13 protein-coding genes are annotated in these 12,444 nt (G+C 47.0%); 2 read left to right on the top strand and 11 right to left on the bottom strand.

Annotation, left to right across the window (positions count from 1 at the left end; all coding sequences use genetic code 11):
- Positions 1-3 precede the first annotated feature (3 nt).
- Both J2Z66_RS16065 and J2Z66_RS16070 read left to right on the top strand, forming a co-directional pair.
- Complete coding sequence (locus J2Z66_RS16065) at positions 4-933, top strand: ABC transporter permease (protein WP_245375596.1); 930 nt, start codon at positions 4-6, stop codon at positions 931-933.
- A gap of 61 nt (positions 934-994) precedes the next feature.
- Positions 995-1,840 carry a carbohydrate ABC transporter permease gene (locus J2Z66_RS16070; RefSeq protein WP_209972591.1) on the top strand — a complete coding sequence of 282 codons (846 nt, stop codon included), beginning with the start codon at positions 995-997 and terminating at the stop codon, positions 1,838-1,840.
- A 314-nt stretch (positions 1,841-2,154) separates the two neighbouring features.
- Here J2Z66_RS16070 and J2Z66_RS16075 read toward each other — a convergent pair whose 3' ends face one another.
- From J2Z66_RS16075 to J2Z66_RS16125, 11 genes are all read right to left on the bottom strand, one after another.
- Positions 2,155-2,358, bottom strand: a complete 204-nt coding sequence (locus J2Z66_RS16075; protein ID WP_209972463.1) for a hypothetical protein — start codon at positions 2,356-2,358, stop codon at positions 2,155-2,157.
- Between the two features lie 41 nt (positions 2,359-2,399).
- Positions 2,400-2,558: a group II intron maturase-specific domain-containing protein gene (locus J2Z66_RS16080; RefSeq protein ID WP_209972464.1), complete on the bottom strand. Its 159-nt coding sequence runs from the start codon at positions 2,556-2,558 to the stop codon at positions 2,400-2,402.
- 146 nt (positions 2,559-2,704) lie between these two features.
- A complete protein-coding gene (locus J2Z66_RS16085; protein WP_209972465.1) occupies positions 2,705-4,684 on the bottom strand; it encodes an AraC family transcriptional regulator in 1,980 nt (659 codons plus the stop codon).
- Between the two features lie 819 nt (positions 4,685-5,503).
- The gene (locus J2Z66_RS16090; protein ID WP_209972466.1) at positions 5,504-6,568 is read right to left on the bottom strand and encodes a dienelactone hydrolase family protein; all 1,065 of its coding nucleotides are present in this window, start codon (positions 6,566-6,568) and stop codon (positions 5,504-5,506) included.
- 327 nt (positions 6,569-6,895) lie between these two features.
- Positions 6,896-7,219 (bottom strand): helix-turn-helix transcriptional regulator, encoded by a 324-nt coding sequence (locus J2Z66_RS16095; protein ID WP_209972467.1) that lies wholly within the window; start codon positions 7,217-7,219, stop codon positions 6,896-6,898.
- A gap of 418 nt (positions 7,220-7,637) precedes the next feature.
- A complete protein-coding gene (locus J2Z66_RS16100) occupies positions 7,638-9,260 on the bottom strand; it encodes an extracellular solute-binding protein (RefSeq protein ID WP_209972468.1) in 1,623 nt (540 codons plus the stop codon).
- Between the two features lie 32 nt (positions 9,261-9,292).
- The gene (locus tag J2Z66_RS16105) at positions 9,293-10,150 is read right to left on the bottom strand and encodes a carbohydrate ABC transporter permease (protein ID WP_376774424.1); all 858 of its coding nucleotides are present in this window, start codon (positions 10,148-10,150) and stop codon (positions 9,293-9,295) included.
- Positions 10,151-10,200: 50 nt separating this feature from the next.
- Positions 10,201-11,067, bottom strand: a complete 867-nt coding sequence (locus tag J2Z66_RS16110) for an ABC transporter permease (protein ID WP_245375608.1) — start codon at positions 11,065-11,067, stop codon at positions 10,201-10,203.
- Positions 10,985-11,659, bottom strand: coding sequence for a right-handed parallel beta-helix repeat-containing protein (locus J2Z66_RS16115; RefSeq protein ID WP_209972470.1), 675 nt, complete (start codon positions 11,657-11,659; stop codon positions 10,985-10,987). The genes J2Z66_RS16110 and J2Z66_RS16115 overlap by 83 nt, the downstream gene beginning before the upstream one ends.
- A gap of 8 nt (positions 11,660-11,667) precedes the next feature.
- A complete protein-coding gene (locus J2Z66_RS44080; protein WP_209972471.1) occupies positions 11,668-11,778 on the bottom strand; it encodes a glycosyl hydrolase family 28-related protein in 111 nt (36 codons plus the stop codon).
- A 32-nt stretch (positions 11,779-11,810) separates the two neighbouring features.
- Positions 11,811-12,320, bottom strand: a complete 510-nt coding sequence (locus J2Z66_RS16125; protein ID WP_209972472.1) for a glycosyl hydrolase family 28-related protein — start codon at positions 12,318-12,320, stop codon at positions 11,811-11,813.
- Between the last annotated feature and the right edge of the window lie 124 nt (positions 12,321-12,444).

Below are 12,444 nucleotides of genomic sequence, written 5' to 3' on the forward strand. Positions count from 1 at the left end.
GAATTGTCCACACCGCAACAGAATAACGTCATGCAGAAGTCAGGAAGCCGGTTACGAAATTGGCAGCTTTATGCGCTGCTGCTTCTGCCGGTCGCATACATTGGAATATTCAACTATTGGCCCATGTATGGATTGCAGCTTGCATTCAAGGACTTTAGCATATCCAAGGGTATATGGGACAGTCCATGGGTAGGGCTCAAGCACTTTCAAGATTTCTATAACTCCTACCAATTCGGCAAAATTATTAAAAATACGGTTATAATCAGCGTTCTCTCTACTCTGTTCGGTTTTCCGGCACCGATCATTTTGGCCATCGCACTGAACGAGCTGCGTTCCAAGCTGTTCAGCAAATCGGTCCAGATGGTGACGTATGCCCCCTATTTCATTTCAACCGTTGTTCTGGTAGGCATGATCTACCAATTTCTCGATCCGCAGCTCGGCCCCTTGAATCAATTGATGAAAGCACTGAGAATGGATCCCATCAACTTCGTAGGCGAGCCGGCCTATTTCATTCCGATTTATGTGTTATCCGGCATGTGGCAGTTTACCGGGTATTCAGCGATTATTTATTTGGCTGTCTTGTCCGGCGTCGATCCGGAAATCCAGGAAGCGGCTACGATAGACGGTGCAACCAAACTGCAGCGCATCTGGCACGTTGATTTGCCCTATATTATGCCTACTGCGATGATTCTGTTAATCCTGTCTGCAGGCAACGCGCTTAACGTCGATTTTGAGAAAATTTTCTTGATGCAAAATCCGTTGACGTTATCCATTTCGGAAGTCATCTCTACTTATGTGTACAAAATCGGGCTGCAGAGCGCGCTATACAGCTTCGCCACAGCAATCGGCTTGTTCAGCGCCGTAGCGAACGTTGCCCTGCTCCTGATTGTCAATAAATTGGCCAAGAAAGTGACGGGGACTAGCCTGTTTTAAAAGAGGAGGGTCAAAGTTGAAGATTAGTAAGGGCGACAGGCTGTTCGATAGTCTGAACATTATGTTTGCGATTGTTGTTATGATAGTTGTATTGTACCCGCTCCTATTTGTCATTAGCGCCTCGTTCAGCTCGCCCGCCGCCATCAATTCGGGCAAAGTGTATTTGTTCCCGGTCGGGTTTACATGGGACGGATATAAGGCCGTGTTCGAAAATTCGCAAGTGTGGGTTGGATTTCGAAATTCATTTCTGTATGCCGGCGTGGCTGTCGTGTTTAATTTGTTCATGACGACGGTTGCCGCTTACCCGTTGTCGCGCAAGGATTTCCGGTATCGGAACGCGGTCATGTACGCTTTTGCCTTCACGATGTATTTCGGAGGAGGACTGATCCCGACTTATCTGGTCATTAAACAACTGGGACTCATCGATACGTTCTGGGTGATGGTTATTCCAGGCGCCATGTCGGTATTCAACGTGATCTTGATGAGGACGTACATCCAGACTTCGATTCCCGAATTGCTGCAAGAGGCTGCCCGCATGGATGGTTGCAGCGATTTCCGATACTTGACGTCGATCCTCGTCCCGCTATGCAGGCCGATTCTAGCGGTCATCGCTTTATACGTTGCCGTAGGCTCCTGGAATTCCTATTTCAATGCGCTTATTTACTTGTCGTCGGACGAACTGTATCCGATCCAGATTTTCCTGCGCAACATATTGGCGATGAATCAGTTCGATCCGCAAATGATGACGAAAATTCAAGATCCGAGCATTATTGAAAGCAAGCTCGGGATGCAAGCGCTGTTGAAATATACGCTCATCGTCGTGTCCATCTTGCCGGTACTCATGATTTATCCGTTCGTTCAGAAGCATTTCATCAAAGGGATTCAGCTCGGGGCCATCAAAGGTTAACTGGGGAATAGTACCTGATCTTACGCAAGTTGTATGAACAGAGGCTGATTTTTATATGGAAATGTCTGAGGATTTCGTAAGCAGCGGGGAGAAGCAGTGCTAAGCTGATGCACCCAATCATCCATGTTGTATTGAAAATTGGTCATGAGGAGCGTACTTCGGAGCATATCCGTGGGATCGCGGGGCTTTCGGGCTTTCGGGCTTTCGGGCTTTCGTTCTTGTGGAATAAACGTTCTTCAGGCTAATTTTATGGCTAGTATTTGAGTGAGCATTATACTACTTCGACCGCTAGCCTTAATTTGTAAAGATATAGTCTAGCTATCAGTAGAGTAGACAACTGAAATTTCATTGGAGGGCGTAAGCCCTTCTTTTACTTTTTCAGCTCCCCCTGCATCAAACCGGACGTGAAGTTTCTCCTTCATCCGGCTTTCCGATGTTCTTCTTTCTTCCGCGTTGCGGTACTTTCCTAGCCGACCCGTTTCTTCAGACCCGATTGCTGAGCGACAATGCCCGCTCATCTGGACTTCCCTTGCTTCTTACGCCAATTCCGTTTCTTGTTCTAAAACAACGTCAGCCTCTTTCGAATGTACCAGTCGATTTTATTTAAGAAAAGGTCAGCAAAGGCATCCATCGCATAGTAGTTTCTCCATCCCTGTATTTTGGGGTTGAGTTCTTCCACCATTCCGCGCTGCACTTCCAAGGGCTTCACGCATTCCATGGTCTTCGCCCAAACACACAAGGCTCGACTCTCTCTTGTCCTTTGTGCCTAGCTTGGCTAGGCGCGCTGATTACAACCCCCCCCCCTGTTTGGGAGGTTTTATTAACATCGTCTTAAATGTGAGAACTGTTTTAGCTGCATATCCCTTAATTGTTCTTTTCTCCACGGGTCAACCATTCAGCCAAGTCTTCCGTCTGTGACAGCACAGACAAGGGGTCCGTGAAATAAGATTTCTTGTTAGGCCAGACATATAGCCTATCTTTTTTGACTGCGTCCAGTTTTCCCCAAAGCTTATCACCCCTTATTTCTTCCAATGATTTGTCTGTGGTTAGAATGATGTAGTCCCCCGCATATTCCTCCAGCACTTCCATTGAGATTTCCCGGTAGTTTTCTTCCATAATCTCGGCTGCATAAGACGCAGGAGCCAAGCGTTCAAAAATCTCGTAAATTGCTTTTCCGCCACGGCCATAATTTTTACCAAATACACTCAGGTTTTTATCCGTCACCTCAATAATACTGAAGGTTGCGTCAGCAGGTATAACCGCCATGACCTTTGCCTTCGCAGCAGCCATACGTGCTGCATAATCTGTCAGCCATGCTGAGGCTTCGTCCTTTCTTCCCAGCAAATCCCCAAAGAAAGTCACCTCTTCTTCAATAGTTGCGAACGATCCATAGGGTATGCCGATTGTTGGGGCAATTTTGCTGAACGTTTCAACTTCTTCTTTCTTTGAGGTCATAACGACAATCAGATCCGGCTCAAGATCCACCAGCTTTTCCAAAGAAACTTCACTGCCTGAAGCGCCCACAATTTCAATATGATCCGTCAATCCGCTGAAATATGGATTTTCCAATATACGCGTAGTAGAGGCAATCGGACTAGCCTTGACGGCAAGCATACCACTCAAATATTGTATCGCTGCAATCCGTTCCGGCTTTACCGGTACTTCTACTTCGCCAAATGCCGTATTCACGATCTTGGTAGCTGCAGCTGGCGCTGCTTCCTGCGTCGTCGAGGCATTTGAATTTGCATTGGATGGAATCGATGATGCAATTGAAGTGGAAGCCACCCCTGACTGGGTTGGAGGTGCAGAATTTCCTCCCCCGCAAGCTGTTAGCAGCAGGGTAAGTCCTAGCAAAACGGTCACCGCTACATTCATTCTGGATGTCTTGTACATGTTAAAATCCCCTTCTTCTTTATAGTGATAATGATTATCATTAACATCATTACTATAATATAGGGAATCTGATTTCACCATGGACGATGTCCACCCCTTATATGGAGAAAAGCGTACATCCGTCTCGTTCAGCATCTTTTTTTTGTAATGACTCGGAGAAAGACCTACGTTTTTTTTGAAAATCCGGGTAAAGTAAAAGAGATCCTCATATCCTACACTGCGTGCAATGTCGCCTATTGACGCATCCGTATGCCGCAGCATGCTGCACGCTTTGTCAATCCGCAAGCCAATTAGATAATCAATCGGGCTGCGCCCCATAATTCCCTTGAATTTGCGGGCAAGATATTGGGAGTTGTAGCCGAACTTTTGTCCCAGAATCTCCAGTGTTACGGGTTGCTCTACATGGTCTAGCATATACTGGACTGCTTGCTTGACTACTTCTGCTGGAAGCAGTTCGAGTCCCTGTTGTTGCTTTTGCTGCAGCATTTCCACGATGAATTGATAGAATAGAGCCTTCACCCTCAGCTTCTCCTTCTCCGTTGATCGTCTCCACTCTTCTTCCATACGCTGAATAATCGGATAGAGCAGCAAAGGCTGTAAAGGTGAAAACCCGAATACTTGCTGAAACGGGAGAAGCTCGCCATGGACTAGAGAAAGTCTTCGACGGACCGGAAGCTCGGCACGATACAATACCAGATAATATTCAAAATGTTCCTCTGCTTCGATATCAAGACGGGTGCCCTTACAGCCGTGAAAGAAATGAAAATGCTCCACAGGATGCAAGAGCTTATCCATCCATACTTTCGCTTTTCCCCGATATGGGAATAGCAATGCACTGGCAGGCAAAAGGTAGCCGAGACTAGCTTCTCTCGGTGCAAGAGTATGCAGACGAATATCCAAAATCTCGATATGCAATTGATTCCATGCTTTATACTCTTCCTGTCGCTTCATCGAATGACACCTTCCCTTCCTTCTCCCCCCCATTATATCGAGAATCGTTCTCATCGTAAATAGTTAGCTATCGCATCCCTTACCTCTCCCAGCTACAATCGCACGAACACCTAGCTCAAATGAGCAGCCAGCAAGGGTTTTTCTCTTGGCCGGAGGAGATTTCCTAGCTGTAAAGACGCTGGGGATGAAGTGCTGCTACTTTAGCGATGTTTTTCATCGTTAAAAGCAAAAGTGGTCTCCACATTCTTACTTTAACGATGAAAAACATCATTAAAATCCCTTTTTACCACCCAAAGAGGCCATCCGTCCCCTTTAGCGATGAAAATCATCATTAACGTGACTGATGGCCTCGAAACACTTCCTTTAACGATGAAAAACATCGTTAAGTGAAGAAGTAAACACTCAAATCCCTCCTACCCCTTTATACCAGCTGAGACAACTGTACCAGAGATAAGTCGTTTTTGCGCAACTATAAACACCGTAATAACAGGAAAAATAGCCAGGCTGCAAGCCGCCATGACATGCGCCGTATTCGCAAAGGAGGCAACGCCAATACTCTTGTAAGTGGGTATTATTTGACGTTTACCATCCTATACACTTCAAATAGAAGGCTCTTGTCCGTTTGATGCTCCAAGTGGATATTTTCCTGCACAATTGTAGGTATTCACGGCCAATCACCGATTTCAGGTGAAACCCAAACATCCATTTAGCACCAACATATTCAAATGCATTTTCTGATTAGTGTACAAAAAGATGTTAGGGAAGCCAATTCTAACGCCTCTCCAGGCTATCCAGCATTGAAACCCTCCTAACGAAGGCTTATAACCATTGATTGAGCCAATCCAATGTAGTCGGAACATTGAACTGATGCCCGCCATCGAAGCCGTCAAACTTCGTTCTCTCCTCGCAGCCCGCTGCGGCATAAGCTCTTTTTACAGTCTCATAGGCTTGCTCCGATGCCTCATAAGGAAATCCAATATCATGCTTGCCACTGGTCAGCAGCACAGGCTTAGGGGCCAAGAGCGCAGCCAGATCAGCCATCTCTCCATATTTCAACAGATTAGGGATTGTCATCGAGCCGCAGAAATTCCCCCACTGGATGGCATGGGACTCAAATGAATTAAAATACCCGCTAATCACAGCAGTCCGGATGCGATTGTCCAGTATCGACGTATACAGCGCCCAGGCTCCACCGAACGACAATCCGATGCAGCCAATTCTCTCGGAATCGACCTCATCCCTGGATTCCAAATAATCGACACAGCGCATGGCATCCCAAATATTCAGAGTGAGCGGATTTATGCCAAGCATAATGGACTTCAAGAAAACAAGATCACATCCATCCTTCTCTCCTCCTGCGTGAGGCTTGCCGTAGCCCAGCTTGCGCTCTCCGAAACCTCTGGCATCCGGAACAATCGCGATGTAACCTTCCCGCGCCAAGGCTGGCGCCATATGATAATTGTGGGATTTATAGTCAACCTCCCGCAGCCTTTCCCCATGTTGAATGTCGGCAACGTCATCCTTGCCCCCTCCATGCCCATGCAGGCATAGCACCGCAGGAAGCTTTCCGTTTCTGCTGCGGGCTACCGCTTTGGGGTTATCTGAATCCGGGATGAGAAAATAAAATGGCACCTGCATATTTGCCTCGCTATGAATCATTACTTTCTCGCATACGTACCCCTCATAACGCACCTTCTCGAGAACTAGCGGACGGGGATCGACGATCTTCGCTGGCCATTCGCCCAGCAGCTCATACAGCTTTTCCGTGAATTGATGCTTCCATTGCTCCCAATCTTCCTTATTATCCGCTCGGAAACTAAAGGGCCTTGCAGTCTCCTTGTACTTCTCTTTCAAATACTCGCCCATTGAATAATAATGCGACATACGGCACACTCCCTCTTATTCAAACCATTAAAGAAATTTATCATATTCTTTCAAAACAAACGGTTGTGTCGAAATAGCCCACGGTAAGCCGGCTTAAGCAAAAAAGCTGCTTAGTGCCAGAAATCGATTGAAAATAGTGTCTTCCATATCGCTGACGATCTTAATCCTAACGCCGTCATTGCCCTCAGCTCGCAATAGTTCATGCTTATATGGCCATGCAATAGCATGGATGCGGCGAGATGACTCGAAGGCTCCATTAGATACCAACATATTATTCAGAAGGTTCATATACATACCGTATTTCTGTATGTCCGTCTTTCCCTCTCATCACTCTTCACCGACATTGCGATACTGTATCGGTGTAATGCCCTCGTTCCGTTTAAATTTGCGGATGAAATTAGTTTGGTCTACGTAGCCGACGTGCTCGACAATGTCCTTCAGCTTCATATCCGTATTTTTCAGCAATTCCTTCGCTTTGTTCATCCGCATCCCATCCATATAACGCATCAGCGGGTAGCCGGTTTGGTCTTTAAAATAACGGGATAAATAGGAGGGCGATACACCGAACTTTTCCGCGATGTTTTCCAAGCTGACAGACGGGTCCGTATAACAATCGTTCACATAGGCCAGTACGTTTTGATACAGATTCACGTTCTTGCTTTCCTTCTGACCCTCGATGTAGCTGCATACCCTGGAACAGAAATTGACAACGAGCTCCTCTAGCTCCTCCATCGTTTCGTATTTCGGGGAAAACAGGTTCTCCATACTTTCGTCAATGTAGTCCTTCAGCTCGAAGAATATCGTTCGTCCAACAGCTTTATCTATGGCCTTGCTGTTTACTACACGTTCCGCAACGATCCCAACGTCTATGCAGCAAGCGGGACGTATACGATCGATAGATTTTTCGATTATAAGTACCGATACGAGAACTGGGGGAAGCCCGGCCTTCTGGAAATGTTGGAGGGACCGGGAATGCCCGTTATGCGCCCGTTGGAAAATGTTCTTTTGAATGATCGGTAGACCCAGATGTTTGCCACTTATCTCTACCCGCTTGTCAATCTATATAGAGTTAATTATTCTGATACCGCTGGTAACCGAGATTGTAAATTTCCATATATTTATCCAGACCCATTTTTTTCAGCGTAGCGACATATTTATCCCAATCAGTGAACGGAACTTCACCGCTGACGAACTTCGCTTGCATTTCCATAACATACGTAGCGATATCTGTGCCGTAAGCAGTAATCTGATCGTTTTCCTCTGGAGTATAGCTGAAATCCGCCCATGTCTCCTTAGGGAAATAAGGCTTCACTTTTTCCGCTGCTGCAATCGCATCCACACTGCCTTCCGTCCCTTTGAACGTCTTCTGTTTGACCATGCTCGGATAAAACAGACCCGGCCATACCAAATATTGGCCTATGGCCTGATTCAAATTGAGCCCCTTCGGATTTTTGACGATTTCGTCGGTATATTCGTAGTTTCCATCTTCAGTTACTTTGTACGTATCCCCTTCAAATCCCATAAAGTACATGCGGACCCCTTCTTCGCTGTAGAAATAATCTGCCCAGCGCATGGATGCTTCCGGGTGTTTATTTTTGTCCGTAAGTACGAACGCTCCATTAGCAATAACGGAAGGATTGACCAACGAGTACATTTGATCACCGTGAGGACCCTTCAGCACTTCCCCTCCTACGTACCCTGTGCCGTTGAACGCAGCCGGCCCAATACCAACAAAGGTACCAATATTGCCTTCGCCCGCCCTGGCGACGAATTCCTCATTCGTAATTGTAAACAATTCTTTGGTGAAAATATTTTCTTTAAACAGCTTGTTCATAAACTCCAAAATTTCTTTATAGCCTGGATCGGTCGGAATAAAGCGCAATTGATTCGTCTTCTGGTCTACATCCACTAAATAATGCTTTGATCCACGATTACCGAGACCCCAAGCCCCTTTTAAATAGGAGAGCAAGTGTTGGGGCCCTGAGAAGTAGATGGGAGTCTCATCTTGTTTGCCATTTTTGTTCAAATCATTTTCGTGTATCGCCTTCAGCAGCAAGTACAGCTCATCAACCGTCGTTGGAAGCTTCATTCCGAGCTGCTTCAGCCAATCTTCCTTAACCCAGAACTTCTGGCCGCTCAATACAGAGGAGAACTCCGGATCGAAGAGCGTAGGCAGTCCATAAATGTTCCCATCAGGCATGGTGATACTTTTTCTGATAGACGGGTTCTCATCCAGCAGCTTTTTCAAATTCGGTGCATGATTGTCAATCAAATCGTTTAGCGGTAAAAATACTTTGGTTTCCCCATATTTAATTAAATCCAGATTGGAAACGCCAGTTCCATATATAATTTCCGGGTAATCCCCGCTGGCCAGCATCAAATTCAGCCGTTCTGTCATATTCGCTGCTGGCACCAAATCCCAGTCGATATGAATGCCGCTCATTTTCTCGTAATCTTTCCACAGTCTGATATTGCCCCAATCCGGATTAACTGCTGCGGGGTAGTAGGAGAACACCTTCAAAGAAATCGGCGAATTGACGATAGGCATTCCAGGGTTCAAAGCATCGCTGCCGGATGGAGCATCAGATGGGGACGGGGACGTTGTTGGCTTCGCCGTACCTCCGGAACAGGCAGTCAGGAGAACAGTAGAAAAAAGGACAAGCATCAAGATGATCAGTGTGACACGTTTCATGGGATCGTTCCTCCTAATTAGTCAATCAAGCACTAGCCTTTAATGGCGCCAACCATGACACCTTTGACAAAATATTTCTGTAAAAACGGATACAGTAAAAGTACAGGCACATTGGTCACAATAATGACCGCATATTTGATCGAAGCCGCTACAAGCGCTTGCTGTGAAGCCGACTCGCTGTTCAGATCCATCATATCCTGGGTCTGGTTCTGCACCAGTATTTCCCTCAGGATAAGCTGCAGCGGAAATTTATCCCGATCGGACAAATAAATCAAAGCGTTGAAATACGCATTCCAGTGCCCGACGCCGTAGAACAAAATCATAACGGCAATGATCGGCATAGACAAAGGCAGCACAATTCGTACCAAAATGTTCATGTTGGAGCATCCGTCCATAACAGCGGCCTCCTGCACTTCGTTCGGAATGGTGTGCTGAAAAAAAGTTCTCATAATAATAATGTTAAATACTGAGACGGCATTAGGCACAACCATTGCCCAGAACGTGTTAATGAGTCCCATGTTTTTGATAATCATATAGGTAGGGATGAGCCCCCCGCTGAAAAACATCGTGAACATCATAAACATCACGATCACGTTCCGGCCCTTTAAATCTTTACGCGATAGCGGATAAGCGGCCAGCACAGTCATAACGAGGTTGATGGCTGTTCCGGCTATCGTGTACATAATCGTATTCAAATAACCACTCATAATGTCCTTGTTCTGGAATACGCGGGAATAAGCATCCAGGTTAAAGCCTTTCGGCCAAATCCATACCTCGCCGCGGATAACCGTTTCCGGACTGCTAAGCGAGGCGATGAGTACAAAAACCAGCGGATACAGAACGATCAGCAGCGTCATGGACAGGATCAAGTAATTCAGCACGCTGAACATTTGATCACCCTTTGTCTGGCCTATGCGATTTTGTCTGAGCTTCTCTACTTTTACCATAGGCTGGTCCTACTCACCTTTCTGGCTATCTGATTAACAGAAATAAGCAGTATGCAATTAACAACCGAATTAAACAAGCCTACGGCTGTAGAAAAACTGTACTGCGCACCTAAAATCCCTGACCGGTATACATAAGTACTGATGACATCTGACCCTTCCATATTGAGATCGTTTTGCATCAAAAAGATTTTCTCGAAGCCAAGGCTGAACATCGAGCCCATGCTCAAAATGAGCAGGATAATAATGGTCGGTAAAATGGAAGGCAGGTTGATATGCCATATCCGCTGAAGCCTACTGGCTCCGTCCATCTTTGCTGCTTCATGCTGCTGGGGGTCCACTCCGGCAAGAGCGGCCAGATAAAGAATAGAGCTCCAGCCCATTTGCTGCCATACGTCCGAAAAGACGTAAATCGTTTTGAACCAGCCCGCATCCGTCATGAAAAAAACAGGACCAAACCCGAGTGCCTGCAGCGCCAGATTAAGAAGGCCTGATTTCGGCGATAGAAAAATGAAAATCATACCGACCACAACGACTGTCGATAAAAAATGCGGCGCATACGTAATCGTTTGCACGGTTTTCCTGAATCGCTTGCTCTGGACTTCATTGATCATAAGCGCGAGCAAAATCGGTACAGGGAACCCGATAGCCAGCTGGTACAAGCTGATGCCGAGCGTATTTTTGATCAGCCGCCAAAAGTAGTAGCTGTCAAAAAAACGTTGGAAATGTTTAAAACCCACCCATGGGCTGTCCCAAAAGCCTTTGCTCGCGACAAAATCCTTAAAGGCGATCTGTACCCCGTACATCGGTAAATAGTGAAAAACAATAAAATACACGACTACCGGGCTTATCAACACATACAAATCCCAATTCTTGCGCCAGGCGGAAAACCTGGTTGGCTTCTTTGGCTTGACAGTTATTTGCTGCGTTTGAGAATATGAGGCCACTGCCTACCCCTCCTTTCTGGATGAATATGTACAGTATATAAACTAACTTCGACCCTTGCAGCACTCCCACATCGAATTCGCCGTCGGGCAAATAAAGATTGTTCATCGTTATGTCCGTTTTCAACGTATTTCCGTAGCCCGAACCGTCGAGCTCGACGTCGATGCCTGTCGCGTGAACCACTCCGTGTGCTTTGAAATTGTTCACATGCACATTGGAATAACCACCGGTAACGACAACACCGCCGCGAAAGCAGTCGACAGCGGTGCAATTGGATATTTGCACCGATACGTTAGTGTAGACACTGATCGCGTCGGCAACGCAATTTTTGAAATAGCAATCCTCGATGACGGCCCGCAGCTTGCCGCTGTTGGTGGCATTTCCCATCAGAAAGATGAGATGCGCTTGCTCGAGCTCATAATTCTCGTAAGTCCCTTGATTTTGCAAGTTGCCATCGATCGTCAGTCCCTGAAAAATTAATGGCTTCGAGTCGACCGAACTGTCATACAAGTAACCCGCTACCGTCGTCGTGAACGTCCTAGCGCGGAGTCGATGGCCGACTGGATCGCGGCCGTATCGTCGGTCGTCCCGTCCCCCGTCGCTCCGTAATGCACTACGTTATATTCCATTTCAAACCGCTCCTTTCGCAAGTGAATGGATCTTACCGAAACCGCTGACGAACCGAGCCGCTTCTCGCAAAAATGCGGTACGTCCCGGCAGAGATAGTTGCCGCGATCGTTACGGTAACTCCTGCATCGGGAGCTAAAAGAGCACCTTTGTCAAAAACGAGATGTGCATTAGCAGGAATCGTCAGACTAGTCCCGATCCGGTACGTTCCCTGCGGCAAATAGACAGTTCCGCTTTCCGCAGACAAACGTGCGGCGAACAGGTGCGACAGCGCCGGAAAATCGTCCGAACTTCCGTTGCCGCGAGCGCCATATTCTTTGACATTATGCCAATCGACGGCAAAGGGCTCTTTTACGGGCGGTTTCTTATTCTCCGCGCCGGTGCCGTACACTGCTTCGCTTACCGGTTCATTATCCACATGAACGGTAGTGGCTTGAATGAGCCCGCCATAAGCGAGCGCCACACCGGCTGCGCCCATCGAAGCAAGCAGCTCCCGTCTACTGATGATCCGCTTTTTATTTTTTCCTCCGAGCCTCCTAGTCATGGTATGGAAGGCTCATTGCCGAATTATGGAGTGCTCCTGATCAAGTTATAGACCGCCTGTGCGCATTCGGCGCGGGTCGCCCATGGCGGCAAATTCTGCGCGCGTCACCGCCGCTTTCGCCGCT

This window comes from Paenibacillus eucommiae (genome assembly GCF_017874215.1).
Taxonomy (GTDB): Bacteria; Bacillota; Bacilli; order Paenibacillales; family NBRC-103111; genus Paenibacillus_AI; species Paenibacillus_AI eucommiae.

What these genes read in the sequence shown, in the direction of transcription:
- J2Z66_RS16070 (WP_209972591.1), top strand. Translation starts at nt 995, where the DNA reads ATGTTTGCGATTGTTGTTATGATAGTTGTATTGTACCCGCTCCTATTT.
- J2Z66_RS16075 (WP_209972463.1), bottom strand. Translation starts at nt 2,358, where the DNA reads ATGAGCGGGCATTGTCGCTCAGCAATCGGGTCTGAAGAAACGGGTCGG.
- J2Z66_RS16080 (WP_209972464.1), bottom strand. Translation starts at nt 2,558, where the DNA reads ATGGAATGCGTGAAGCCCTTGGAAGTGCAGCGCGGAATGGTGGAAGAA.
- J2Z66_RS16085 (WP_209972465.1), bottom strand. Translation starts at nt 4,684, where the DNA reads ATGAAGCGACAGGAAGAGTATAAAGCATGGAATCAATTGCATATCGAG.
- J2Z66_RS16090 (WP_209972466.1), bottom strand. Translation starts at nt 6,568, where the DNA reads ATGTCGCATTATTATTCAATGGGCGAGTATTTGAAAGAGAAGTACAAG.
- J2Z66_RS16100 (WP_209972468.1), bottom strand. Translation starts at nt 9,260, where the DNA reads ATGAAACGTGTCACACTGATCATCTTGATGCTTGTCCTTTTTTCTACT.
- J2Z66_RS16105 (WP_376774424.1), bottom strand. Translation starts at nt 10,150, where the DNA reads ATGTTCAGCGTGCTGAATTACTTGATCCTGTCCATGACGCTGCTGATC.
- J2Z66_RS44080 (WP_209972471.1), bottom strand. Translation starts at nt 11,778, where the DNA reads ATGGAATATAACGTAGTGCATTACGGAGCGACGGGGGACGGGACGACC.
- J2Z66_RS16125 (WP_209972472.1), bottom strand. Translation starts at nt 12,320, where the DNA reads ATGACTAGGAGGCTCGGAGGAAAAAATAAAAAGCGGATCATCAGTAGA.